Raw genomic sequence first — 24,798 nt, forward strand, 5'->3', positions numbered from 1 at the left:
GGAGACGGTCGTGAGAATGAACGGCTGGACACGGCGTGAGACACCGCGAGAAGCCGCAGGTCACAGCACCACGACGTGACACGGATCGTGAGTCCCTACAACTCAATCGAGTCGTTTTCTCAACGAACCGAGTCGTTCGGGCTTCTGTCTCAGCGAACCTAGTCGCGCGACTGAGTGCGCTGGGGGTGCGGGATGGCTGTACCGGCTGGGGTGGATCAGGCAGGGCCGTGTATCGAGTTGTCGTACGTGGACGCGGTACACGGGCGTCGACGGTGTCCGTTGCGGGACTGCGTGACGAGCCGGTTCGAGGATACGGTGGAGCCCCCGTTCCACCCCTACTACCGCTGCTGAGCCTGAACACAGCCTCCGCCCAACGGAGGCGTTGCGTTCAACCCGGCGGTCCGGCCAGAGCCTTGATGGCCGGGCGGAGCAACGCGGCGATGTCATCCGCAGGGGCCTCACGAAGCGCGGCCAGGCCGAGGAGCTGGTGGCCGATGGTCACGCCCAACAGCGCGGTGACAACCAGTGCGGCGCGCAGTTCGGGATCCTCGGCAGCGGGCAGGGCGGCACCGACGCTGTCGATCTGCCGGCCGAGAGCGGCACGGACGTGATCGGCTGCCGCCTGGTCGGTGAGCATCGACCGCATCATCGCCAGCGTGCCCTCGGGAAGACCACCGAGCTTGAGGCCGAGCGAGGCCAGCAACTGATCGACGAGCTCGTCGGTATGAGTGGCCGTCAGCGCGGCGGGGACCACCTTCACGGCTTGGCTGAACAGCTCCCGCTTCGAGCCGAAGTACTGCATGACCAGAGCCGGATCGACGCTCGCCGCAGCCGCCACGGCGCGAATGGTGGTGCGCTCGAATCCCTTCTCGGCGAACAACTCCCGAGCGCTGTCGAGGATGCGCACCTCGGTCGCTCGGCGTCGATCGGCGCGGGACTGGCGAGGAGTGGACACCGATTCACTCTACAGCCGTTGACCGAACTTCCGGCCGACCCTACGGTGAGTGGGTCAACAAGTGTTGAGCGAATGGAATAACCCCCGTGTCACATCTGGATACACCTGCTGCTCGCACCCCTCACGAGGTGCTGACCTGCTACTACCAAGCCATGCTCGACAAGTCCCCAGACGATCTCGCCGATCTCTACACCATCGACGCGGTGCACGAGTTCCCGTTCGCCTCACCCGGCTTCCCCCCATGCTTCGAGGGTCGTGAGGCCGTGCGCGCCGGATACCGGGCAGCCTGGGGCGCCAGCCCTGTCCAGGTGGAGGAGGTCAGGAGGGTCGCGGCCTACGAGACCGCCGATCCGGAAGTGATCGTCGCCGAGCATGTCGTGGTGGGAACGCTGACGACCAAGGCCACCACGTTCACCGTCCCCGGTCTCCTGATACTCCACGTCCGCAACGGACTGATCACGCGAGTCCGCGACTACATGGACGGCTTGGGCGTCGCCAGCGCCAGAGCGTGAAGGCCACCCGACCAGTGCAGCAGCCGACCTGGGACCGGACAGTACTGTCCCGTCTTAAATGATCTGGCTCCGAGTCGGGGTCCTGACCTGCGGCGACCAGTTCATCTGAGACGTGGAGGCGCCGGGAATCTCAGATGATGTGGTCCTGGGCGAGTGAATGCCGGCTGCTGTCTCAGCCGATCTGGTCAGCCTCCGCTGTTTGGACGTCCAACGCGTACTCCCAGGCGGATACCGCCTCCGCAGGCTCGCCCATGTGCCCTCCCAAGCACTCTGGCCGTAGTGCGAGGGGGAACAACTTCGAGCGTCCGAAGGTCCAGAAGGCGGAGGCGTCACCCTAACGAGGGATGACATGCATCGGGAGGTGGGTGCCGTGGAGGGGCGATTGTCGCGGGCCGGACTGGTCGGGGCTCTTGTGGAGCTCATCGCGTCGAGGAGGCCGGAGCATGTGCTCCGCGTTGCAGTGGATGGTCCGGACGCTGCTGGTAAGACCACCTTGGCCGACGAGCTGGCCCGGAATCTGGCCGGGCGGCGAGCGGTGATCCGAGTGGGGATCGACGGATTCCACCGGCCCAGGAGTGTGCGGCTCCGACGTGGGAACCTGTCGCCCGCCGGCTTTTACCATGATTCGTTCGATTACGACGCTGTCCGCAGGGCAGTCCTGGATCCGCTGGGCCCCGGCGGTGACCGCCGATATCGCACTGCCGTGTTCGACTACCGGATCGACGCGGCCGTCGAGGAGCCGGTCCGGGTCGCGCCAGAGGGCGCGGTGCTGCTGTTCGACGGGGTGTTCATGCTCCGGCCGAAACTGCGTGAGTGCTGGGATGTGAGCATCTTCGTCGATGTCAGCGCGGAGGAGGCGCTGCGACGGGCGCTGGTCCGTGACGTAGAGGCACTCGGCGGGTCCGATGTCGTACACGAGCGTTACGAACGGCGCTATCTGCCCGGACAGCTGCTTTACCGCGTGATGGCCGAACCTGAACTGGCTGCCGATGTGGTGATTGACAACGACGACCCTGCCGAACCCCGGGTGGTGAAATGGCCAGTCTGACCCTCTTTGTCGATATGCCAGGGTCAGCTCTGGGTGGCGGATTAGGACAGATCACCCGCGACCACAAACGAATCAGACCAGATCAACTGAGACGTGGACCAGATCGTTAGACGCCATCCGCTTTCCGAACGTGATCGTTTAGTTCGGGTGGGTGGGCATGAACTCCGGTTCGTGGCGGGAGAGATGGGCGTGGTTCGTCCGCTCATCTGGCTCGTGGAGGTCGCTGGTGGCGTCGGTGCTCGGTCTACTGGAGGCCAGGGAGAAGCGGGTCCGGGAGGAGATCACGCGTTTGCGGGAGAAGGCCGAGCGGGTGCAGGCCGCGCTCGGTGAGGCGGAACGCGAGCTTCAGCGGCTGGTGGATGCCCGGGTGACAGTGACCGAGGTGCTGGCCGGGCCGTCTTCGGCGGTCACGGAGCCGACGGAAGGCGCGGTGGCGGGTTCGACGGTGCCCCGGCGGGAGACGGGCATGGCGGCGACAACCCTCGCGCCGGACTACCAGCGGATCTTGTCGGTGCTGGAGTCTGAAGCGGGTCGGGAGGGCATGCGCTGCCAGCAACTGGCCGTCGCGCTGGGGCTGGAGGCCATCCCGGCGAAGGTCGAGGGACTGCGTTCGAAGGCGAAACGCCTGGTGGAGCGAGGGTGGGCACTCCAGGTGCGGCCGGGCGTGTTCACCGCTCTCGCGGTGTCGGCCGTCTGAAGCCGGCCGGGCGGCGTCCGGCCAGGCGACCGCTCATGAGCATGGTCATCGACCACAGCACCATGGCTTCGTGCATGGCCGGCAGTGTTTCGTAGTCGCGCACCAGGCGCCGCGAGCGCATCAGCCAGCTGAGCGTCCTTTCCACCACCCACCTGCGCGGCAGCACCACGAACCCCGCTGTGTCATCGGTGCGTCTGACGATCTGAAGGGTGAGCCGGGGCTTCTCGCGGGCCCAGTCGACGAGCCGGCCGGCATAGCCGCCGTCCGCCCACACCAGCCGGATGGAGAAGTGCTGCCGTCGCAGCCGCTGAAGCAGCGGGACGGCGGCGTCGCGGTCCTGGACGCTTGCCGCGGTCACCGCGACGGCCAGGACCAGGCCGAGGCAGTCCACCACCAGGTGCCGTTTGCGGCCGCCCACCTTCTTGCCGCCGTCCCAGCCGGAAGTCGAGCGCGGGATGTTCACCGCCGCCCGCACCGACTGGGAGTCCACGATCGCGGCCGTCGGGTCCGGAAAGCGGCCTTCCTTCTCCCGGACACGGTCGCGCAGTCGGTCGTGGAGTTCAGCGAGCAGCCCCGTGACCTGCCAGCGGCGGGCGAAGGCATGCACGCGTCGATACGGCGGGAAGTCCGCGGGCAGGTTGACCCACTTCACGCCGTTGTCCACGACATAGCGCACCGCGTCGAGCATCACGCGGTGGCAATAGCCCTCCGGCCGTCCGCCCCGCCCCTCCAGCCAGGCCGGAACCGGAAGCAACGGCCGCATAACCCGCCACTCCGCCTCCGTCATGTCGGAGCCATAACTCGAGGTGCGGTCCGGCCCGTCCGCCGCGTTGCCGAACCTGTGCGCGAGGCAGTCACACGACGGTGGCAGCGAGTTGGACTCCACGCACGCGGACGCGAAAGACTGCGGCAACAGGGCCTCCTGGTACTCGGTTGGGATCGCACCCCCGAACTACCAAGAGGCCCTGCTGCCATGCGTCGGCCCTCACGCGATCACCCGATCAGGAACCCTGTTCGACCAGCCCAGCCCCGTGATCGATAAGCGGATGACGTCTAGCTCACTCGCAAGCCGATGCGGTCGCGTAGGAGGGCCGGGTCGTCCGGCCCTCCTTTCACACCACCGGACATGCGGGCCCGCGTCGATCGGTTCACCGTGCTGATCTCAACGACAGGGGCGCGGTGGCGCTTGGCCCTTAAGGCGCGTCAGGGGCGTCGCGGCCGTCGTTCGGTGTGCGGCGGGTGCCGCGGAGGGCGGTCGCCAGGGTGATGGCCGAGGCTGCCAGGGTCAGGACGGCTGTGCCCAGTTGGAGGACGAGTGTCCAGTGCTGCATGGATGTTCTCCCCTGCGGAGTAGTGAGGAGGGGCCGGCCTGGTCCCGTTGGTGTATGCAGCCTGGAGGGGCCGGGAGATCAGCGGCGTTCTGCCGCGTTCTCTCTGATGGGCGGCCTATGCTGCCGCAGGCAGGTTCCGGGGTGGGCGTGCAGGGACAGAACGCGTGCAGGACGGGAGAGAACACCTTCACGTGTCTGTCTCGCTGGGTGGGGAAGGAAGGCAGCGTGGGACGAGGCAGGAGGATCAACCGCTCCGACTGGCCCGAATCAGGGCCGCACCGTGACCTGTTGGAGCGGCTCGACGCCGTTCACCTCGCCAACGGCGTGAAGAGCATGGCCGATGTCGCGCAGGGTATGGGACTTTCCGCCCGGTCACGAGCCAATACGCTGTTGCGGGGAACTAACGGTTCTCTTCCCGCCGACGAGGCGCAGTTGACGCTGCTCGTGCATGCTCTCGGCGGGGGCGACGACGACGTGCGGATCGCCTTAAAGCTCTACGGAGCCGCGGTCAGGGCACGGGACTACGAAATCCCGGTCGCTGCATCCTCACCCGCCGAACAGAAGGTCACCGACGCCGTGGCCCACTATGCGGGCCGCGCAGTGCAGGTGTACGGGCGCCTGGACCTGGACGTGCTCGCCCCGGTGGGGGAAGCCCCGTCGGCGGTCCGGCTGCCCGAGGTGTTCGTCGCCCCGACCGTGCGGGCTGACCCGCCCCCTGTACAGCTGCCCCGGGAACTGCAGAGGCGCGTGTTGGAGTCCGGTGGACTCCTGGACGACGAACTCCTGCCGGGGTCGGACACGGATGCATTCGAGCGCCTACGGAACTCTTACCTGGAACGCCCCGAGCAATGCGTGCTGGAGACGCTGGCCGGGCCCTCGGGCAGACGGGCGGTCCTCCTGGGTGATCCCGGCGCAGGCAAGTCGACCCTCATCCGCTACCTGACTCTGATGCTGACCTGCGGCGAACTTGATGGCGCCCTCCACCTGCTGCAGGGCCTGGTGCCGCTGGTGGTCGAACTGCGGCAGTACGCCGACGACCGCTGGCATCACAGCAGCTTCGAAGACTTCCTCGACCACCAGTACCGCGACTTGGCGCTCGGCGTTCCACCCGCTGTGCGGGACCATCTGCTGGCCGAGGGCCAGGCACTGATGATCTTCGACGGTCTGGATGAGATCTTCGACGTCAGGGCGCGGACGGAGGCCGTACAGCGCATCGCCGGTTTCGCCGCCCGCTGGCCTGCAACGCGGATCCTCGTGACCTCCCGGGTCATCGGCTATCAACGTGCGGTCCTGGACAGCGCGGGCTTCGCCCACTTCAAGATCCAGGACCTGGACGATGCGCGGATCAGCACGTTCGCCGACCGTTGGTACAGCAACACCTGCCCGGATGACGCCGTGCTGGCGCGGGAACGGTCGGAACGGCTCACGTCGGCGATCGAGACGTCACGGCCGCTGCAGGAGATGGCAGGCAATCCTCTCTTGCTGACCATTCTGGCCATCATCGGCCGACACCCTTCCCTTCCACGCAACCGGCGGGGCGTGTACGAGCACGCGGTCACGGTCCTGGTCGCGCACTGGGACGAGGCCACCAAGATGCTCAAGGCGCCCCTGCCCCCGGCCGTCGCCGAGGCAATAGAGGTACTGGGGCTGGGCGAGCGGCTGCGGCTGCTGCGCCTGGTGGCCCGCACCATGCAGGAAGGCCACCACGGCATCGCCGGCAACCACATTCACGCAAGCGACCTCGAACGCGTCTTCCGCGACTATCTGCAGCAGTACGCGCTGGAGCCCGTCCAGGCCACCCTTGCCGCCCGAGCCATGATCGCTCAGCTCTACCAACGCAACTTCATCCTGGCCCCCTACGGCGGCGACATCTATGGTTTCGTACACCGCGCCTTCCTTGAATACCTGACAGCAGCCGATATCACCCACCGGTACCAAGACGAACGGCATTGGACGCCCAAGGGCCTGATCGATCAGGTCGTGAGCGTGCGGGCCGCTGACCCCGCGTGGCACGAGGTACTGCTGCTCCTCATCGGGCAGCTGGACATCAGCGACGCGACCGCCGCCATCGACCGGCTCCTGGACCTCCACGCTCGGCGCACGGATCCCACTGATGCCCGCTATGTGATCCTGGCCCTGCGCGCGCTGGCCGAGGTGGACAAGAAGGCCGCACCGACCGTCCAGAGCACCACCGCCGTCGACGCCGTCACCGCGGTTCTCAATACGCGCGGTTCCAAGGGGCCATCGCTACTGGCCCAAGCATGGTCCGCGTTGGCCTCGTTCGGCCGGTACTGGGCCGGGCGCGTGCCCTACCTGCGCTGGTACCGCCTGAGCGGACAGTTCTCCCCCAGCGATGAGCCGACCGACGTCCTGGCCTTCGCCCTCAAAGCGGACGACGACGAACTGGCGGCACTCGCCCGCGGCTGCTACTACGGCTTCGACCGTCTGACGTTCCTCCACGTGCTGGGGCAACGAAAGCCGGACGACGACGCCATCCGCGAACTCGTCCTGCGCGAGGCAACGCTCCATCCCGGTCACCGAGTCCGTTCCATGGCGCTGGAGGTACTTGGCGAGGTGTGGAAGGACCGGAAAGACGTCCGCGCCTTCCTGATCACCCGCGCCGCCGAAGATCCCGAAGCCAACACCCGCGGCAGGGCCCTGGAAGTCCTCGGCACCTGGTGGTCGGATGACGACCACGTCCGTGACCTGATCGTCCACGCAGCCATACACGGCAACCATCCGTTCGTTCGCAGCGACGCGCTGCGAACCCTTGGCCGGCAGTGGCACGGCCGTGAGGACATTCGGTCCGTGCTCATCCGACGTGCCCGCGACGACCAGAACGACAACACGCGCGGCACAGCACTGCGGACGCTGAGCCGACACTGCACCGGTTACCAGGACGCTCTCGACTTTCTGACACAGCGCGCGGCCGACGACACCGACCCTGATCTGTGTCGGCATGCGATATGGGTCCTCAGCCAATGCGTACACGGAGACGACACGATCCGCGATCTGTTGATCGAACGTGCCGCCGACTCGTCCAACAACGGCGTCCGTGAAGCGGCCTTGAGGACCTTGGCCAAGAAGTGGCCGGGGCATGCCGACGTCCGCCACACCCTCATGCGTGCCGTCACCGACGATCGCTGTCCACGTGCGCGTGAAACCGCCCTTCAGCAACTGGGCGAGCGGTGGTCCCGACACGAGCGCGTCCGTGACCTGATCCTGCGCCGGGTCCACGAGGACGCGGATGAAGCAGTGCGTGGCGCTGCCATAGAGGTGGTGGGCAACCGCTTCCGCGACGATGACGACGCCCTCAGCAGCCTCAGCCGCGCAGCCACCGGCGATCCGCACGAGGGAGTCCGGGAGCGTGCCCTGCACGTGCTGGCCAAGCAGTGGGCGGGGCAACCGGAGATCCGCGACCTCCTTATCCGGTCCTGCACCGACGATTTGGGCGGATGGACCCGTGCGACCATACTGCGGGGCCTGGTGGAGAACTGGCCCGATCGGCAGGACATTCACGAGCTGCTTCTGGCCTCCGCCGATCACCTCTACCGCTACACCAGCTCCACCACGCTCGACGAGTTGCAGGACCACTGGCCCAACCGCGACGACGCCCGCGCGGTCCTGATGCGGACCGTTACCGAGCACGATGACTATTTGGTCGGTAGCTCCGCGATAAAAGTGCTGACGAAGCGGTGGATGGACCGTGCTGATGTCAAAGCCTTCGTGATGCGTGTTGCCGCGGACTCTTCGCACCGCTACCAGCGCGCAGTGCTGGACGTGCTGTGCGAACACTGGGCCTACCGCGAGGACGTTCGGGACATCCTCATGCGCGCGGCCTCAGACCATTCCGCCAAAGACACCCGCGCCGAGGCGGTAAAGGTACTGGGCCTTCGCTGGAGCGACCACGAGGGCGTTCAGGATCTGTTTCGCCAGTGCGCTCTCGTCGACCCGGACCCCGATGTGAGGTTCTCCTCGCTCCGTTGGTGGGTGGTCAAGGCCGGCGAAGACGAGGGGCTAGCGTTGGTCAGCACGCGGGCTGTCGAGGATCCCGACCCGGAGGCGCGGCGCAAGATCATTCACATGCTCGCCCTGGGATGGCCAGCACATCCACGGACGGCCGCTGTACTGCAAGACCGAATCCTGCATGACGAAGACGAGAGAACGAAAGCCGCCGCAGACGACCTCTGGGCCCGTTGATGGAACTCCTGGATTCAGGAAGCGCCATTAACGCACCGGCCACTGACCGAGAACAACGGCCCTACCTGCCTGATCCGATCCCCTCCCATTGGACAAGGCCCAGATCGGGCTGATCGGCCCGGCGGACGAGGCCGCGTTCGGGGAGATCAGACAGATCGTCCGGTGGCTGCTCCCCGAGGACTTCAACCGGCCGCTGCACGCCGGGCTGTGGCAGTGCCTGACCACCCTCGCTCGCCGCCACGAGCCCGTCGACCCCGTCACCGTTCTGTGGGAAGCCCAGCAGCGCGGTCTACTGGACGACAGAAGTGAACCGGGCGAAGTGCTCCGCCTGCTGGCCGAACCGGCTGGGTCCGTGGAGCACTGGGGCGAGCGGATCCTGCAGCGTTCCCTCCTGGCCACCGCCGAGCACACCGGCCGGCACATCGAGGCGTACGCCGGCGACCCGGCGAACACCCCGTTCCAGCTCGTCGTCGGCGCCCGCCGCTCCCTCGCCGACATCGGCGCCGTCCGCACCCGCTGGCAGCACGCCACCGGAACCATCCCGCCGCAGCGACCGCGACCGGCGCCCACCACCCGCGCCGGCCCGCCGACCACCACGGCCGCGCGCACCGCCCGCGCCGCGCGAGCAACCCGATAGCCCCCCGCATACGCCGGTGGCCGGACCCGAAGGCCCGGCCACCGGCAGAAGAGACGACACCCCCACGTGACTACCACCATCGACGCAAACGTCCGCCTCGACACCCACCCCACCCATCCCAGCGCCGTGACCGCCGTCCTGACCGGCACCCAGGCCCACATTGCCCACCTGGGCCTGGAGGCAGCCGACTGGACCGTCGTCGCTCACAACGTGCTGGTCCTGGTCCGCATCGACCACGAGGAACCCCACTGGGCGCAGGACGCAGCCAAGCACCTGACCGCCGAAGGCATCACCGTCGAGATCACCCCTCGGCTCCGGGAGGCCATGGCCGAGGAATGGACCTGGGCCAACTACCCGATGCCCTGATGCACCCGCAGCGAAATCCGCGAAGTCTCCAACGAGGCCCAGAAGATCCACGACGACATCCGCCACGGCCAGCTCCTCGTCCACGCCCACGACGGCCACACCACCGTCGCGGTCGGCACCTACCTCGGCCGCAACGGCAAGTCCGTCTATCTCCACGGCGAGGACCACCTGCGCCAGGTTGCCGACACCTTCGACTCACCCGCTGGGGCCCTGCTCGCCTTCGAAAAGGTCCACGGCGCCGAGATGCGCCCGGGCCGGCGCCCCTGACCGACACCGAACGCGCCGCCGCCGAAGCCCGCACCCCACTCGCCGTCCCCGCAGCCAAGCCCGAACCGGCCCGCCCGAAGCCGGAGACCGTTCCGGCCTACCTGGCCGATGCCGGCGACCACGACGCCCTCCTCGACACCTTCCTCGATGCACACAGCGACTGGGAAAAGTGGCGGACCATCCCTATTGAATCGGCGTGTTGAAGCCGATCTGACAGGGTGGCGCGATGAGCAAGTGGCGTGTCTTTTGGGTTCCCAAGTCGGCACCGCCCACCCCACCGCGGTTATCCGTTCTGGCGGGGTGGGCGGACCTGGCGGAGCGCGAAGCGTCAACCGGGATCCGGCCCGGCGACCCGATTCTGCTGGCGCCGGACTACCGCATCGACGAGCTCCTCAGCCTGTACACGCGCAGTAGCCTGTTCCGGGGGTACACACGAGAGACGAAGCGGAACTACATCACGGATCTCTGCCTCTTCTTCAACTTCCTGTGACAACGCGGAAAGGTCTGGACGCAGACGGTCGAGACAGACGTCGACGACTTCCAGTTCTGGCGCCAGACGTCGCCCGACAACCCGGTGCGGGTGAGCGGGAACAAGTGGAATCGTGAACTGGCCGCGCTGATGAACCTGTACACGTGGGCGACGAAGCCGGGCAATGAGTTCTTACCGCGCAACCCGGTGCCGACGCATCGCGTGGTCGGCCGGCATGGGCAGATCGTCGAGGTGCCGGACGGTAAGGCGAAGGACGCCCGGGGCAGCAACGTTCACTGGCTGACCCCTCGAACATTCCGGCTCTGGGTGGACATCGGGCTGCGCGGTTGCGGCACTGACGGCCTTCCCTCGCCGGCCTGGGTGGGCCGCCTGGAGGACCGCAACTGCCTTCGTGCGCCTGCTGACCTCGTCAGGGGTACGGCGGCTGGAGGGCGCCTCACTGCTGACGTTCGAGGTGCCGTCACTGCGCCTGGAGAGCGGCCGTTACTACACGGGACGCCTCGCGGCAGCGGTCACGCGTTCCAAGAAGGCCCGTACTTACTACGGCGAGGCTCATGTGGTGGGCGATATCGAGAACTACATCGACTCCTCGCGCGCCGAGGCCATCCGCAAGGCTCAGGCCCGAAAGCGATACAACGGCATACCGGGCATGCGCCTGGTCACCCGGGTGAGCCGAGGACCGAAGCCGACGGTCTACTGGTGCGACCGCCAGGGCGTCACGGGCCGCATCGCGCTGACGGAGGCAACCGCGGACGAACGGATGACGTGGTACGCCGAAGGCCCGGAGGGACCTGAGCCGTTGTGGCTCTGGCTGAACGAGATGGGCCTGCCGTTCCAGCCGCATTCGTGGAACAACGTCTTCACTACGGCGAACCGGCGGTGCCGGGCGGTCCTGGATCCGGAGCCGGAGCGTCGGCTGGACCCGCATCGCAGCCGGGCGCCGTATGCGACGCCGCATTCCTGCCGGCACAGCTTCGCCCTGTACATGCCGGTGATCCTGCACCACTTGATGGACCAGCGGTTCGGTCTGAGCCCGGAGGAGCGGCGGGACCACCGGCTGCTGTACGGCGATCCGTGGCGGATGGTGCAGGACCTGTTGGGTCATGCATTCCTGGAGACAACCCGCGAGCGATATCTGGCCCCGGTCGCCGACCTGCAGCTGCGGTCGCTGCTGACTACCGCGCCCCCGTTCCACGAAGGAGAGCGACCGGCACGGGGTATTGATGAGGTCTTCGCTCGTCTGGCGCGGGAGGCCGAAGGCATCCAGGACATCGACGCCAAGCTGCAGGTCGCCCCGCGGGCGGATCGATGAGCCGGCGCGGGCGTCGGCGCCGCTGCCGACAACGCCGGGGCGCAGGACGCCGGTTGTGGTGGGCGACGGCCTCGTCGTCGAGCACCGCGACCGAACGGGAGCGGTCGCGGTCTACGACTTCCGTGCGCTGCCGGTCTCAGACGCCCTGCGCCGCTCGCTGGCCCGCCTGTTCGCCGCTCGGTGCGTGCCGAGCCGGTGGACCTCGCACCACAGCAGCAGATACTTCTGGCTCCCCTTGCAGGCGTTCACCGCGTACCTGGCCACCCTGGACACGCCGGTGGCCGACCTCGACCAGCTGACCGCGGGGGTGTGGCAGCAGTGGAGGCTCAGCCGGCCGAACTCGGCTCGGCTACAGCCAGATCACCACCGTGCGGGGTCTGCTGCTGGACGACCCGCGGCTGTCCGCAGCGGCACGGGAAGCGCTCGCCCGCCGCGTCCTGTCACCCACAGCGAAGGAAGTGTCCTTCCAGGATGCCGAATTCGACTCGATCGTCACCACGGCGCAGCGGATGTTCCGCGCCCCGCACCTGCGGATCACGGACAACGCCCGCCACCTCGCCCAATGGCAGTCGGGCGCGTTCCCTCGCGGCGGCGAGGCATGGCTGCTGGGTGAGGCACTGGACTGTCTGGCCCGGACCGGTGAGGCACCCCACGACCCCGGGGCGGCCAGCGCGGCCGGGTGCTCGCCCGCTATGCGCGGGTGCTGGGCGGGGAGCGGCCCGAGCACACTTGGCAACGGCTGTTTCTGACCCGGATGGAGACGGTCGCGCTGGGGGTGCTGCTGCTGGCAGAGCACGGCTGGAACCTGTCGGTGATCAACCGGCTGAAGTGCCGCAAGCGGCCCCGGACACTGGCAGCGACGGCCCGCGAATCTACCGGGTCGAGCTGGAGAAGCACAAGCGGGGCGTCGGCCGGTACTTCGAGACCCGCAACCTCACCGACGACGGGGCCGCCTCCCCCGGCCGGCTCATCACACAGGCGCCGGAGGCGACCGTGTTCGCCCGCGCGGCCATGTACGCGCTGAGCCCAGGGACGGACCGCTTGCTGATCTGGCGCTCTGCCAAGGCCCCGCTGAACGACCACCCGCGGGAGGAGGCCGGCAAGAGGTCGGGGATCGGGGTGTTCGGGTTCGGGATCTCCGGCTGTACGGCCCATCGTTGGGCGACCCAACAGGGTTTCTCTTCCTCGCCGTTTCGCAGGGGGCAGCGGACGGTGAACACGCTGCACCGGCGCGCGCGGACAGAACAGCCAGGCTACCCACGACCGCATCTACGCGCTGGCCGACCCTCAGGTCCGTCAGGCAGCGATCCCGGTCATCGCCGAGGCAGCCGAAGCCGTCGTGGCCAAGGCCCGCGCGACCGTGTTCGCCGCCGAACTGCGCGAGGAAGCCGATCCAGCCGATCAGCCGACTGCCACCGGCGACTGCCACGACTTCGGCAACAGCCCCTATCCCGGCCCCAGCGGAGGCTGCTCGGCCTCCTTCCTGATGTGCCTGGCCTGCCCCAACGCCCGGATCCACCCCGCCCACCACAGCCGCCTGGCCCACCTGCACCGCGCGCTCGACAACCTGCGCACCGCCCTCGAGCCGGGTCAGTGGCACGGGCAGTGGGAGGACGCGCACGCCCGCCTGGAATACCTCAAGGGCCAGCTCGGCGCCGCGGTGTGGACCCGCGCCCTGGCCAACGTGACCGTCGCCGACCGCGAACTCATCGCCCTGCTGCTCAACGGAGACCTCGACCCGTGACAGCCACCCCAGCCGCTGCTCCAGCCCTCGTTCTTCCCGGCCCGGACACCCCCCCCCGCCATCCCCGCCCACCGGATCGTTGACGGCTACTGCGGCCCCATCACGCCGTACGCGGCGTCGGTCTGGCCGCTGATCCCCATGAACGCCAACCCGGGCGTCACGCACAGCACCATCCACTGGCCTGCGTTCCCCGGCACATTCCGGGAGGAGATGCGGCTGGCCGCCTGGACCTTGATCAACGGCGAACTGCCCGCGGTGTTCCTGCGGGAGCACCATCCCACCTGGCGCGCTCGCGCCAGGTGCCCAAGGCACTCTGCCAGACGATCGGGACCTGGTGCCGACTGGCCGTGTGGCTCACAGGCCGGGGCATCACCACGCTGAGCGCCTGCACCACTCAGGTGGTGGGCGAGTACGGCGAACACGTGCGAGACAGCGGGGCGGCCCGCATCACGGTGCACAGCGTGCTGTCGTCGCTGACCCGGCTGTGGGTCTTCGACCAGCTCAGCGGCCATCCCAGCGGCATCGGCTGCCCGCCGTGGGAGATGGAGGGAGTGGAGGACTACCTGCCGCCGGCGACACCGGGCGGCGAGAACGCCACCGAGGCGATCGCCGAGCAGACCATGGGCCCGCTGCTCGTCTGGGCGATCCGTACGGTCGAGGACTTCAGCGACGACATCCTGGCCGCCTGGGCCGAACCGCAACCGGCTGCGTGAGATGGCCGCCGCGAACATCGCCACGCCCGCCTCACGCGCTGCTCTTCGGGCCTTCATGGACCGCATCGACGCCGGCCAGCTGTCGATTCCGACCACACGGTGGCTGGGCCGAACCACGATCGCGGGCGCCTATGTCGCCGCGCTCACCGGCGCCTCCTTGGGTCAGGTCTACAGCGCCACCCGCGATTACGGGTGGCGGCAGGCCGCCCTGGAGCGTCCCGGTCCCTGCCCGCTGCGTGTCCGGGTCACCGGCAAGCTCGGCGGCACCACCTGGAGAGAGGCCGTTGACTACACCGAAGCAGGCTTCCTGATGCGCCAGTTGGGCACGGCGTGCTTCATCGTCATCGCCTATCTGACCGGGATGCGCCCCGGAGAGGTGGCCGGGCTGCACAGCGGCTGCTGCCCCGACCCGGAGCCGGACAGCGCGGGGCGGACAGGGCGGCACTTGATCACGAGCACCGTGTACAAGACGGCACGCGACGAGGACGGCAACCACCGCTCCGAAGGTGAAATCCGCGATGTCCCCTGGGTGGCCATCGCCCCCGTCGTGAACGCCATCCGGGTCCTGGAACGCATGGTGCCCCCAGGGCAGCTGCTGTTCGACCACCACGCCCACGACCTGCGCGGCACCCGCAGCGGCACCGGCTCCCTCACCGTGCACACCCTGGGCATCCGGGTGGAGGACTTCATCACCTGGGCCAACCAGGAGGCAGCCGCCCGTGGGCTGGCCCACGAGGTCATCCCTCCGGATCCGCACGGCAGGATCGGTACCGAACGGTTCCGTAGGAGCCTGGCCTGGCACATCGCCCGCCGTCCCGGCGGCCTGGTCGCGCTCGCAATTCAGTACGGCCATCTGCGGACTTCCGTAGCGGCCGGATACACCGCGCGCAGCCGGGACGGCATTCACGACCTCCTCGACGTCGAGACGGCCCGTGCCACCATCGACACCGTCGCCGACCTGAATGCCGCGCTCGAGGACGGCCTCGGCATCTCCGGTCCTGCCGCCCGCCGGGCCATCAAGGCCGCCGCCACCGCACCCCAGTACACCGGCGCCGTCATTACCGCCCGGCAGGCCCGACAGATCCTCGCCAACCCTCAGTTGGCTGTCTACGACAGTCCCCACGCGCTGCTGATGTGCGTCTACAAACGTGACAAAGCCCTGTGCCACCGCGGCCTCAAAGACACCCCAGCCTCGACCAGTGCGTCCCTGCCTGCGCGAACATCGCCCGCACCGATCAGCACGCCACCGGCCTCCGCCACCGCGCCACCGCACTTGACCAGCAGGCTGGTCACGTCCCCGGCCCGCTGGGCGAGCGCCTGCGCGACAACGCCACCCGGCTGCGCGACCTCGCTGACGCCCACCACCGCACCCGCATCACCCTCTAGGACGGCCCCGTATGAGCCCCGCACCCGACGAACGCGAGCGTATCCGCGCGGCCATGGACCGCATCCTGCGGGGAACCTCGCAGCACTCCAACGGCGCGCTGACGATTGTCGCCCTGGCCAGGAAGCCTGCGTACCGCGCAACGCGCTCACCCAGCGCCACCTCGACCTCAAGAACGACTTCTATAGGCAGGTCAGGGCCCGCGGACAGACGCCGGACTCCGAGATCCGCCTGCGTCGGCAGATCGTCAAACTGAAGGAACTACGCGCCGAGGACGCCATCGAGCTCGCCCAGCTGCGGACCGATGCCGAGCAGTTGGTGCGCGTCGTAAACCAACTGACGGCGCACAACCAGCAGCTGCTCCGCGCCCTGTCGAGCCCCGATTCCCCGGTCCGGGCCTTGCCGACCCAGCCACATCCAGGCCGCAGCCACTGAGTCTCTGTCTACCTCCGGTTCAGGTGAGGTGGCGCCTCGGACTCGCCGGCATCGGCTTCGCCCTGACCATGTCCCCACTGACAGGCGCCGCCATCCAAGCGGTCAGCTCGCAGGAAGGCGGGCCTCGCCTCAGGCATCAGCAGCACCACCCGGCTTATCGGCGCGGTGCTCGGCGTGGCCGTACTCGGAGCCATCGTCCGCACCCGGCAATCCGACGGCGCCTCCTTTGAGGCCGGCCTCAACAGCGCCTTCGTCACGGCCGGCGCGATCACCTTGGCCGCCGCGGTGTTCACCGGACTGTGGCTCGCGAGCCCCAAGCTGGTGGAACGCTCCGCGACACCGGGGACCGCCCGCCGATCCGGCCGCCGGCCAGGACGCGGTCACCGCCCCGAAGGAGGCATCCGTGAGCAGTCGTTGACAACAACCACAGCCTTGCCCGTATCGCCGGCTCACACAGCGGCATACTCGGCGAGCGAAGGCTCGAGAAGGTCGAAGGCGCTGTCCGACTCGGCGGCGACCGTGGCGGAGATCCGGGCGTTGTCCTGGCCGGCGAGGGTGAGTTCCTGGATGCGCTGGAACAGGGTGCGGTGCACGGCGCCGAGCAGGGCGGCGGCGGTACGGGGCGTGATGTCGCCGCGGGGTGCCCCGGTGGCGTCGGCCAGGGCATCCGCCAGGGCGGCCTCCCGCAGGTCGTGCAGATCGCGCAGCCGGGCGGACAAGGTGGGGCTGTCGGCGACCATCCGGGCGAAGCCGGGGCCGGAGAACCCGGCGACCGGGTCGACGTTCCCGACCGCGTCCGCGAAGGCACGACGCAAGGCCGTGAGGGCCGACTCGCCGGGTCGGCGGTCGGCCACCGTGGCGGCGAGCGAGGCGGTGAAGACGTCCTGGTGGTCAAGGGCCAGGTCCTCCTTGCGCGGGAAGTAGTTGGTCACCGTCTTCTTCGCCACCCGCGCCGCGGCGGCGATCTCGGCGATGGTGGTCTGCTCGAAGCCCCGGTCGAGGAATAGGCCGGTGGCGACGTCGGAGATGAGCTGCCGGGTCTCCTGCTTCTTGGATTCCCGCAGGCTGGCGGGGAGCGCGGACGAGGCAGCGCCGGCGCCGGTCGGGCCGGTCTTGTCCGTGGTCGGCTCGGTGTTCGCGTCAGTAACCATGAAGCAATCTTACACTCGTAGTAATTTTATGTTGACACCCTTCGCAGCCCTGGGATAACTTTACGTCCGTCGTAAATATTTCGTGTCCGTGGGGCGGGCGGACAGCCCGCGACCACCGAGAGGAATCACCTTGCAGATCACCGCGTCCACCGTCTCGCTCACCGTCGACGACGTCGCCGCGTCCCAGCGGTTCTTCACCGCTCACCTCGGGTACGCCGAGCAGGCCGCCGCCGACGGATTCGCCTCCCTGGCGCGCGACGATGCCGCGATGGACGTCGTCCTGCTCGCCCGCGGCACCGAGGTCCTGCCCGCCGACCAGCGCGACCGGCACGCCGCCGGCCTGATCCTCGCCTTCACCACCACCGGCATCGAGTCGGAGGAGAAGCGGCTGCGCGCCGAAGGCGTCGAGATCACCATGCCGCTGCGCGAAGAGCCCTGGGGTGAACGCCTCTTCCAGGTCACCGACCCCAACGGCGTGATCGTCCAGTTCGTCGAATGGGCCACCCCGTCCGCCCGCGAGAACGCATGAGGCCCCACCCCCACCGGCATCCCGCACCCCGGCCACCAACCCTCAACTCCCGTGAAGGAACCCAGCTTTGTCTCCTGACCCGGCCACCGTTCACCCCCTGCCCGCCCACGACCGCGTGGTGTTCCTCAAGCCGCTGGTCACCTCGCCGAGCATCGTCGTGGGCGAGTACACCTACTACGACGACCCGGACGGCGCCACGGAGTTCGAGCGCCGCAACGTCCTCTACGCCTACGGGCCGGAGCGCCTCGTCATCGGCAAGTACTGCGCAATCGCCACAGGAACCACCTTCCTGATGGCCGGCGCCGAGCACCCGACGATGGGGGTGTCCACCTACCCGTTCACCATGTTCGGCGGCCGGTGGGCCGAGCAGACCCTGGACATCGTCACCGCCATGCCCAGCCGCGGCGACACGGTCATCGGCAACGACGTCTGGTTCGGATACCGGGCGACCATCATGCCCGGCGTACGGATCGGTGACGGCGCCATCATCGCGGCCGGTGCCCTGGTCACCGCCGACGTCCCGCCCTACACGATCGTCGGCGGCAACCCGGCCCGACCGATCCGGCAGCGCTACGACGACGCCGACATCGAGCGGCTGCAGCGCGCCGCCTGGTGGCACTGGCCCGCCGACCTGGTCACCGAGCACGCCCGCACGATCATGGCCGGAACCCCGGCAGACCTCGAACTCATCGCCGACAAGCACGGATTGGGGCAGTCTCTTTGAGTCAGACGACCCAGGTTTCCATCGAAGAGCACAAGGTGGCCGACAGCGCGGCCGGACCGTACGCCCTCACCACGGGACCGGACGGCGCGCTCTGGTTCACCCTCGTCCACAGCGGCCGCATCGGCCGGCTCGTCCCCGGCGAGGAGCCGACGAGCCACCGGCTCGCCCCGGACAGCGGGCCGACCGTCATCACGACCGGCCCGGACGGCGCGCTGTGGTTCACCGAGTACCGGGTGGACCGGATCGGGCGGATCACGACCGACGGCGTGATCGACGAGTTCGACGTGCCGACGCCCGGCTGCGGCCCGTTCGGCATCGCCGCGGGACCCGACGGCGCGCTCTGGTTCACGGAGACCGCCGCCGACCGCATCGGCCGCATCACCCTCGACGGCAGCGTCACCGAGTTCCCCCTGCCCGTCACCGGCGCGTTCCCCTCTGCGATCACCGCCGGCGGCGACGGCGGCATGTGGTTCACCCTCAACCAGGCCAACGCCATCGGGCGGATCGGCATGGACGGTGCGGTCACCCTGCATCCCCTGCCGACGGAGGCGGCAGCGCCGGTCGGGATCGCCTCAGGCCGTGACGGAGCGCTGTGGTTCGTCGAGATCGCCGCCGGGCAGATCGGGCGAATCACTCCCGACAGTCGGATCACCGAGTTCCCGCTGCCCGACCGCACCGCCCGACCGCACGCCGTCACCGTCGACGGCCACGGCACCGCCTGGTTCACCGAATGGGGCGCCAACCGCGTCGGCACGATCACACCCGACGGCTCCGTCACAGTCCACGACCTGCCCACACCCCACTCCGAACCGCACGGCATCACCGTCGGCCCCGACGGCGCCCTGTGGACCGCACTGGAGATCGGCGCACTCGCCCGCATCACCCCAGCCGACAGCACCACCTGAACAGCCCCCTCCCTCACCATCAGCAACGGTCGCCCGTACGACGGCCGGAGAGGAATTCCCATGAAATACGCACTCGTGATCTTCGAGACGGACGAGTCGCGCCGCCGGATTCAGGCCGACCGGGCCGCATACCGCAAGGAGTACGAAGGCTGGATCGGCGGACTCGCCGCAGCCGGAAAGCTGGCTGGCGGCAACGCCCTGGAGACCGAGCGCACGGCTCCCGCGACAGTGCGTACTGCGGCCGACGGGACGTCGACGGTGACCGACGGACCCGTGCACATCGGCGAGGAGACCCTCGGCGGCTGGTTCATCGTCGACGTGGCCGACCGCGAGGAAGCCCTCGAACTGGCCAAGAGCCTCCCCACCCCGGAGACCGTCGAGATCCGCCCGATCCTCGAATCCGCCTGAGCAACACCGAGGACCACCCCGACGCCACGACAGCGCCCGGCCGCAAAGCTGCCGCTGTCGTGCCGTGCGGCTTGCCCTCCGGGACGGGCAGGCCGTCGCCGCGTAGCGGGCTGAAGTCAACGTCCAAGTATGGGTCGCACGCCTCGGGCTTAAGGCCGAGATCGTGGATGGAGTGGTCGCCGAAGCGGCGGATGTACTCGATACGCTGCCTCCACTTGCTCGACAGGGTCGTTGTCGGTGACGACGCCGCCGTTGATAGGCCAATCGCCTGGGAGAAGGTTGAACGCCCCGCCTCGTTCGTGGCGGCGCTGGTAACTGCAAGAACAACCCCCGGCACGAATGAGGCTACGGTCGGAATCAGCAGCCTGCGCCGGGCTCACGCTGGGTGCGCCATCTGCCCCGCCTTGGCCACAAGACCCGCGTGCGTATGGATTCAACACGCTGCACTTGACAGACATCCCATGAGCTGGAGTGTCAAATCAGTAGGTGCGTGGGTTGCCTTTGTCGCGCGGGCGTTCAGCTCGAACGGATGCCCTAAGGGTTGTCCCGTAACTGAGATGACGGTTGCCGAGATGCGCGTGCCCTCCAACGGGGCGCCCGGACTCTAGCGTTGCTCCTTGCCCCAGCGGGTGTCGCAGCAGTTTGGTATGGCTGTAGTTGGGCGTGCCCGGCCTGCGATCTGGGTGGCTGGGTGATTGACCCCCTTCCCTCACCAGTTGTGTGCGTCCCCGGGTTATGCGGTCGGCGCCGGGTTCTTGAGTATCTCTGTCAGGGCGGAGATGCTGTGGTCGCCGTAGCCGGCCTCGACGGCTCGCTTCAGCAAGTCGTGGAAGGGCTTGTGCCACTCCATGTCGAGGTTCGCTTCTTTGCCGAGTTCCTCGTCGTGCGCGGCTCCAGCCAGGAACAGACTTACCGAGGACGCGGGCTTGCTGTAGTCGCCGCGGTCAATCTCCTCTGCGAAGACCGGCAGCACCGAGTTGATCATCTCGAACCACTTGATGCTGAACCGCACCATGGAGGCCACCTCAAGTCCACGCGCCTGCACCGCTGCCGCACCCTGGAAGAAGCCGACGAGCGCAGGCAGCAGGGTGCCGCCCACCGCCATCTCGTACAGGGCGGCGAGATCGGCGTCGGTACCGAGGTAGACGGTGTCACCGCCCAACACCCGCAGCGTCGACGCGAACTCGTCGAAGACGGTGTTGTCGCCGCCGTAATACAGGAGGGTGTCCTCAGCTCCGACGGCAGACGGCACGTTCTTGATCGCCCCGCCGAGGTAACGCGCGCCGTGCCCGAGCGCCCATTCGGCCATCTGACGGGCACCGGCCGGCGAACCGCTGTTCAGGCTCACAAGGGCCCGCCCCTTGAGCGTGGCAGTAGCCGGTTCCAGAGCCTCGATGGTGCTCTCGTATGTGGTCAAACAGGCGATGATCAGCGGACTCGCCGCGACTGCCTCGTCCATCGTCTGCGCGTGAACAGCGCCCTTGGACACGAGCGGCACGGCCTTCGATGCTGTCCTGTTCCAGACGGTGGTCCGGTGTCCTGCGTCAATGAATGCCTCAGCCAATGCGCTGCCCATCGAGCCCAGCCCGACGACGGTCACGGGAGTGCGGTGGTGCCCGGTCATACGTTTGCTCCTGCCTGATGCCTATGCATCTGAAGCGCGAAATGGGTCGAATAGCTCGCATCCCAGGGAGTTGCTGCCCTCTCGGTGCGACGCCTGATCCATGCTGCGGCGGCACCAACACTTCTACAAGTACCTACAATTCTGTCTGGTACCCACAGTTTTGTTAGGGGAAGTGCTGGTGCGGAAGCAGAGTTATAGCTGCGGCCTGGATGCTGCCATCGACGTCATGGGAGGGAAATGGAAGGGATTGATCCTGTTCTGGCTCGGCGAGGGGCCGCTGCGCTTCGGCGAGTTACGCCGAACGGTGGTCGGCATCAGTGAGCGGATGCTGATCCTGCATCTGCGGGAGCTGGAGGCCAGTGGCCTGGTGCACCGTGAGGTCCATCACCAGGTGCCACCGAAGGTGGAGTACTCACTGACCGAGTTCGGTCACTCGCTCCTTACCGCTCTCACCCCGCTCGGCCAGTGGGGCGAGGACCACATGGAGCGTCTCGAAGCCCTCCTTGAGCCGGGCCCACGGGAAGGCAGTCGAGAACACCGCCGCGACACCTCCGCTCCTTGACGTACTGCCCGGCCCTCACAAGCCACCCCATAACTGATCTTGATGTGCGACGATCCCGATCGTGGCAGGTGTGATCACAGCATCAGAGACGGCCTGGATAGCCCCGTTCACAGGCCTTAGCCCACGGCTCTTCACTCGTTTGGTGGCCGCAGTGCGCCGCGAGAACGCGGCTGCGCCCGCGCGGGGGCGGCCGTGGAAACTTCCTCTGGAAGACCGAGTGCTACTCGTGACCACCTATTGGCGCACCAACCTGACCTTGCGTCAACTGGCCCCGTTGTTCGGCATTTCGAAGTCCGCTGCAGACCGTGTCATCGACCACCTCGGGCCAATGCTCGCCCTCCAGCCACGCAAGCGGTTCCGCAAGGACACCGTCCTCATCGCGGACGGCACCCTGGTGCCCACGCGTGATCACTCGGTGGCCGAGCAGTCGAAGAACTACCGGTACTCCACGAACCACCAGGTCGTCATCGATGCCGACACCCGCCTCGTGGTCACGGCCGGCCGGCCCCTGCCCGGCAACCGCAACGACTGCAAGGCATGGGAGTTGTCCGGTGCGAAGGCCGCTGTCGGCCAGACGACAGTAATCGCCGACGGTGGCTACCGCGGCACCGGGCTGATCATCCCGCACCGTCCCGAACCCGGCCAGAGCGAACTCCCGGGCCGGAAAGAGGAGCACAACCGCTCACACCGCAAGGTCCGCGCCCGCGTTGAGCACACCTTCGCCCGAATGAAGGAATGGAAGATCCTGCGCGACTGCCGCCTCAAGGGCGACGGCGTTCACCACGCGATGCTCGGTATCGCCCACCTCCACAACCTCGCCCTCGCCCTCGCCGGATAGACCGAGGACGCCCAGCCGCACAGGCCATCTGACTCGCCCAACCGATCATTGCGGGACAAGCCTTAGTCTCGGCGGGTGACGCTCTACTTCGACCCGATGACTACCGTCCACAGCAGGGACCACAATGCGTTTCGGGGCCGCTGGGAGGACCGGCTGTGGCTTAACGTCCCCGGGCCTTTCTACGGCGGGGAGACCGACACCTGCTGGACTGGACGGCTTGCAGCGCCCGCCCACGTCCTCTACGGGGGTGAATACCTTACCGAGTATGTCTATCGCCAGCCCAGAACGCCTGCGGAGACCGCCGTGCTGGTCGACGCGGCAGGCGACGACCCGTTCGGGGGGTACGGCTGTGACGGCGACTCCCGGTGGACACCGGAAGCCGTCCGGGAGTGGTGGCGTAACCGCGGACAGGTCCTGCAATACCTGTCCGACCAGCGGAGCACATGGGATGAGAGCGATGCCGCACAGGGCCAGGACATCGCTGCTGCCGTCCGCGACTTCGAGTCCTACATCGGCGGCGGCCTGGCATCCGACCTGCAGATCTACCTCTACTGGCTGGAGAAGCGACAGTCTCCCGATCCCGGTGACCGGCTGCCCGAGTTGTAGCCGAGGGCATTTCGCGGCAACAAGGCCGCCGATCCGCGAGGAACGCAGCGATCCCAGGGGCTGAGGTGTCACGCGGCGAGTGCGTGGGCTCGGTGGGACCAGGCGGTCGCCTCGTCGTACGGTGTGCCGGTTTTGAGGCAGCCGTGCAGGATGCCCACGAGCCGGTTGGCGAGTTGGCGCAGGGCGGCGTTGAACTCGATGCCGCGGGCGCGTTTGTGCTCGTAGTAGGCCCTGGCGCCTGGGGAGACCCGCAGTGCGGAGAATGCTTGGGCGATCAGGGTCGATGAGCCGGTCGTTGCGGACGTGCCGGGCGGTCACGACCTTCTTCTTGCCGGAGGCGCGGTGATCGGGCTGGTGCCGGCGTAGTTCTTGCGGGCCTTGGCGCTGGCGTAACGGTGCGGGTCGTCGCCGAATTCTGCGAGTACCCGGGCGCTGAGTATCGCTCCCAGTCCGGGCTGAGACCGGATGATCTCGGCGCTCGGGTGCTCGCCGAAGAAGTCCTCGACCTGCGTGTGCAGAAACTTGACCTGCTCGTTCAAGGTGACCAGCATCGAGATGAGCGCGAACGGAGACGGCGTAGGCCGCCGTCACAGCGGTGGGCCGGCCCAGGTGCTTGGCGCGCAGTACGGCTTGGATCCTGGTGACCTTGTCGGGGATGCCGCGTCGGCGGGCGCGCTTGAGGGCCGCACTGATTTGTGTGGTCGTCAGCTTCGCAGCGGCGACCGGATCGGCTGCCTTGGCCAGTAGTTCCAGGGTGTCGGGGGCGTCCAGGTCCTCGAACGCCTCCAGGGCACCCGGAAAGTAGTCGAGCAGGGCGTGCCGCAGCCGCTGCCTGGTGCGGGTGCGTTCCCAGATCAGGGTCTTATGCGCGCGTGTCACGACCTTGACCGCTTCGGCGTCGGCAGTGTCCCCGGAGATCGGGCGGAGCTGGTGGGAGTCGGTACGCACCATGTCAGCGAGCATGTGCGCGTCGGCCCCGTCGCTCTTGGCCCCCGACACAGCCAGGCATCCCGGTACCGGGATGCCTGCAGCGGATTGACCGCGTACACCGTGTAGCCGGCGGCGATCAGCACCTGCACCCACGGGCCCCGATCGGTCTCGATTCCGATCACGACCTCGGCTTTGCTGTCTTCGCCGAGCTCCGCACCGATCATCGAGTGCAGTCGTTCGATTCCCGCGACGCCCTCCGGCAGGCGAGCCTTGGACAGCCGACGACGGCCTGCGGCGTCCATCAACTCGACGTCGTGGTGGTCCTGGGCCCAGTCGTCCCCAACGAACAGCAACTCGTCCTCCGTCATCGACCTCGATCGGCAGTAGCCCGTAGGAGAACCATCAGCGACCTAATAAGGCTGTGCTCACG

23 protein-coding genes and 4 pseudogenes are annotated in these 24,798 nt (G+C 68.0%); 20 read left to right on the forward strand and 7 right to left on the reverse strand.

Annotated elements, in window-relative coordinates; all coding sequences use genetic code 11:
• Positions 1-388 precede the first annotated feature (388 nt).
• Positions 389-955, reverse strand: a complete 567-nt coding sequence (locus QQY66_RS00365; RefSeq protein ID WP_301977008.1) for a TetR/AcrR family transcriptional regulator — start codon at positions 953-955, stop codon at positions 389-391.
• Between the two features lie 86 nt (positions 956-1,041).
• On the opposite strand from QQY66_RS00365, the gene QQY66_RS00370 reads away from it, so the two are divergent.
• The 3 genes from QQY66_RS00370 to QQY66_RS00380 all read left to right on the forward strand — a co-directional run bounded on the left by QQY66_RS00370 (position 1,042) and on the right by QQY66_RS00380 (position 3,212).
• Positions 1,042-1,467 carry a nuclear transport factor 2 family protein gene (locus tag QQY66_RS00370; RefSeq protein WP_301977009.1) on the forward strand — a complete coding sequence of 142 codons (426 nt, stop codon included), beginning with the start codon at positions 1,042-1,044 and terminating at the stop codon, positions 1,465-1,467.
• A 349-nt stretch (positions 1,468-1,816) separates the two neighbouring features.
• Positions 1,817-2,515, forward strand: a complete 699-nt coding sequence (locus QQY66_RS00375; RefSeq protein ID WP_301977010.1) for a uridine kinase — start codon at positions 1,817-1,819, stop codon at positions 2,513-2,515.
• Between the two features lie 226 nt (positions 2,516-2,741).
• Positions 2,742-3,212 carry a hypothetical protein gene (locus QQY66_RS00380; protein ID WP_301977011.1) on the forward strand — a complete coding sequence of 157 codons (471 nt, stop codon included), beginning with the start codon at positions 2,742-2,744 and terminating at the stop codon, positions 3,210-3,212.
• On the opposite strand, the gene QQY66_RS00385 is transcribed toward QQY66_RS00380, so the two are convergent.
• The gene (locus QQY66_RS00385) at positions 3,184-4,125 is read right to left on the reverse strand and encodes an IS5 family transposase (protein ID WP_301977012.1); all 942 of its coding nucleotides are present in this window, start codon (positions 4,123-4,125) and stop codon (positions 3,184-3,186) included. The genes QQY66_RS00380 and QQY66_RS00385 overlap by 29 nt on opposite strands.
• Positions 4,126-4,405: 280 nt before the next feature.
• Positions 4,406-4,543: a hypothetical protein gene (locus QQY66_RS00390; protein WP_301977013.1), complete on the reverse strand. Its 138-nt coding sequence runs from the start codon at positions 4,541-4,543 to the stop codon at positions 4,406-4,408.
• Between the two features lie 288 nt (positions 4,544-4,831).
• On the opposite strand from QQY66_RS00390, the gene QQY66_RS00395 reads away from it, so the two are divergent.
• The 7 genes and pseudogenes from QQY66_RS00395 to QQY66_RS00425 all read left to right on the forward strand — a co-directional run bounded on the left by QQY66_RS00395 (position 4,832) and on the right by QQY66_RS00425 (position 13,559).
• Positions 4,832-8,743 carry a HEAT repeat domain-containing protein gene (locus QQY66_RS00395; protein ID WP_301977014.1) on the forward strand — a complete coding sequence of 1,304 codons (3,912 nt, stop codon included), beginning with the start codon at positions 4,832-4,834 and terminating at the stop codon, positions 8,741-8,743.
• Between the two features lie 157 nt (positions 8,744-8,900).
• Positions 8,901-9,380 (forward strand): annotated as a pseudogene (locus tag QQY66_RS00400) (DnaB-like helicase N-terminal domain-containing protein); the annotation flags it as partial.
• A 66-nt stretch (positions 9,381-9,446) separates the two neighbouring features.
• A pseudogene (locus QQY66_RS00405) lies at positions 9,447-10,192 on the forward strand (hypothetical protein); the annotation flags it as partial.
• Positions 10,193-10,239: 47 nt separating this feature from the next.
• On the forward strand, positions 10,240-10,503 hold the full coding sequence (locus tag QQY66_RS00410) for a hypothetical protein (RefSeq protein WP_301977015.1): 264 nt from the start codon (positions 10,240-10,242) through the stop codon (positions 10,501-10,503).
• Between the two features lie 391 nt (positions 10,504-10,894).
• Positions 10,895-11,815 carry a hypothetical protein gene (locus QQY66_RS00415; protein WP_301977017.1) on the forward strand — a complete coding sequence of 307 codons (921 nt, stop codon included), beginning with the start codon at positions 10,895-10,897 and terminating at the stop codon, positions 11,813-11,815.
• A gap of 368 nt (positions 11,816-12,183) precedes the next feature.
• Positions 12,184-12,564 (forward strand): hypothetical protein, encoded by a 381-nt coding sequence (locus QQY66_RS00420; protein WP_301977018.1) that lies wholly within the window; start codon positions 12,184-12,186, stop codon positions 12,562-12,564.
• A gap of 590 nt (positions 12,565-13,154) precedes the next feature.
• A complete protein-coding gene (locus QQY66_RS00425) occupies positions 13,155-13,559 on the forward strand; it encodes a hypothetical protein (RefSeq protein ID WP_301977019.1) in 405 nt (134 codons plus the stop codon).
• Between the two features lie 86 nt (positions 13,560-13,645).
• Here QQY66_RS00425 and QQY66_RS00430 read toward each other — a convergent pair whose 3' ends face one another.
• A complete protein-coding gene (locus tag QQY66_RS00430; protein ID WP_301977020.1) occupies positions 13,646-13,798 on the reverse strand; it encodes a hypothetical protein in 153 nt (50 codons plus the stop codon).
• A 60-nt stretch (positions 13,799-13,858) separates the two neighbouring features.
• On the opposite strand from QQY66_RS00430, the gene QQY66_RS00435 reads away from it, so the two are divergent.
• The 3 genes and pseudogenes from QQY66_RS00435 to QQY66_RS00445 all read left to right on the forward strand — a co-directional run.
• A complete protein-coding gene (locus QQY66_RS00435; RefSeq protein ID WP_301977021.1) occupies positions 13,859-14,272 on the forward strand; it encodes a hypothetical protein in 414 nt (137 codons plus the stop codon).
• Position 14,273: 1 nt separating this feature from the next.
• The gene (locus QQY66_RS00440; RefSeq protein WP_301977022.1) at positions 14,274-16,091 is read left to right on the forward strand and encodes a hypothetical protein; all 1,818 of its coding nucleotides are present in this window, start codon (positions 14,274-14,276) and stop codon (positions 16,089-16,091) included.
• A 23-nt stretch (positions 16,092-16,114) separates the two neighbouring features.
• Positions 16,115-16,397: pseudogene (locus QQY66_RS00445) on the forward strand (MFS transporter); the annotation flags it as partial.
• A 143-nt stretch (positions 16,398-16,540) separates the two neighbouring features.
• On the opposite strand, the gene QQY66_RS00450 reads toward QQY66_RS00445, so the two are convergent.
• A complete protein-coding gene (locus QQY66_RS00450) occupies positions 16,541-17,242 on the reverse strand; it encodes a TetR/AcrR family transcriptional regulator (RefSeq protein ID WP_301977023.1) in 702 nt (233 codons plus the stop codon).
• A 130-nt stretch (positions 17,243-17,372) separates the two neighbouring features.
• Here QQY66_RS00450 and QQY66_RS00455 point away from each other — a divergent pair, with 130 nt between their 5' ends.
• From QQY66_RS00455 to QQY66_RS00470, 4 genes are all read left to right on the forward strand, one after another.
• Positions 17,373-17,771 carry a VOC family protein gene (locus QQY66_RS00455; protein ID WP_301977024.1) on the forward strand — a complete coding sequence of 133 codons (399 nt, stop codon included), beginning with the start codon at positions 17,373-17,375 and terminating at the stop codon, positions 17,769-17,771.
• A gap of 67 nt (positions 17,772-17,838) precedes the next feature.
• Positions 17,839-18,495, forward strand: a complete 657-nt coding sequence (locus QQY66_RS00460) for a CatB-related O-acetyltransferase (RefSeq protein ID WP_301977025.1) — start codon at positions 17,839-17,841, stop codon at positions 18,493-18,495.
• Complete coding sequence (locus QQY66_RS00465; protein WP_301977026.1) at positions 18,492-19,400, forward strand: virginiamycin B lyase; 909 nt, start codon at positions 18,492-18,494, stop codon at positions 19,398-19,400. The genes QQY66_RS00460 and QQY66_RS00465 overlap by 4 nt, the downstream gene beginning before the upstream one ends.
• A 60-nt stretch (positions 19,401-19,460) precedes the next feature.
• The gene (locus tag QQY66_RS00470; RefSeq protein ID WP_301977027.1) at positions 19,461-19,808 is read left to right on the forward strand and encodes a YciI family protein; all 348 of its coding nucleotides are present in this window, start codon (positions 19,461-19,463) and stop codon (positions 19,806-19,808) included.
• A 733-nt stretch (positions 19,809-20,541) separates the two neighbouring features.
• Here QQY66_RS00470 and QQY66_RS00475 read toward each other — a convergent pair.
• Positions 20,542-21,432 (reverse strand): NAD(P)-dependent oxidoreductase, encoded by an 891-nt coding sequence (locus tag QQY66_RS00475; protein ID WP_301977028.1) that lies wholly within the window; start codon positions 21,430-21,432, stop codon positions 20,542-20,544.
• 226 nt (positions 21,433-21,658) lie between these two features.
• Here QQY66_RS00475 and QQY66_RS00480 point away from each other — a divergent pair, with 226 nt between their 5' ends.
• From QQY66_RS00480 to QQY66_RS00490, 3 genes are all read left to right on the forward strand, one after another.
• Positions 21,659-21,994, forward strand: coding sequence for a helix-turn-helix domain-containing protein (locus QQY66_RS00480; protein WP_301987081.1), 336 nt, complete (start codon positions 21,659-21,661; stop codon positions 21,992-21,994).
• A gap of 61 nt (positions 21,995-22,055) precedes the next feature.
• Positions 22,056-22,832 (forward strand): transposase, encoded by a 777-nt coding sequence (locus QQY66_RS00485; protein WP_301977029.1) that lies wholly within the window; start codon positions 22,056-22,058, stop codon positions 22,830-22,832.
• A 75-nt stretch (positions 22,833-22,907) separates the two neighbouring features.
• Positions 22,908-23,438, forward strand: a complete 531-nt coding sequence (locus QQY66_RS00490) for a ferredoxin (RefSeq protein ID WP_301977030.1) — start codon at positions 22,908-22,910, stop codon at positions 23,436-23,438.
• A gap of 68 nt (positions 23,439-23,506) precedes the next feature.
• Here QQY66_RS00490 and QQY66_RS00495 read toward each other — a convergent pair.
• Positions 23,507-24,721: pseudogene (locus tag QQY66_RS00495) on the reverse strand (IS110 family transposase).
• Between the last annotated feature and the right edge of the window lie 77 nt (positions 24,722-24,798).

The sequence above is a fragment of the Streptomyces sp. DG2A-72 genome (genome assembly GCF_030499575.1).
Classification (GTDB): Bacteria; Actinomycetota; Actinomycetes; order Streptomycetales; family Streptomycetaceae; genus Streptomyces.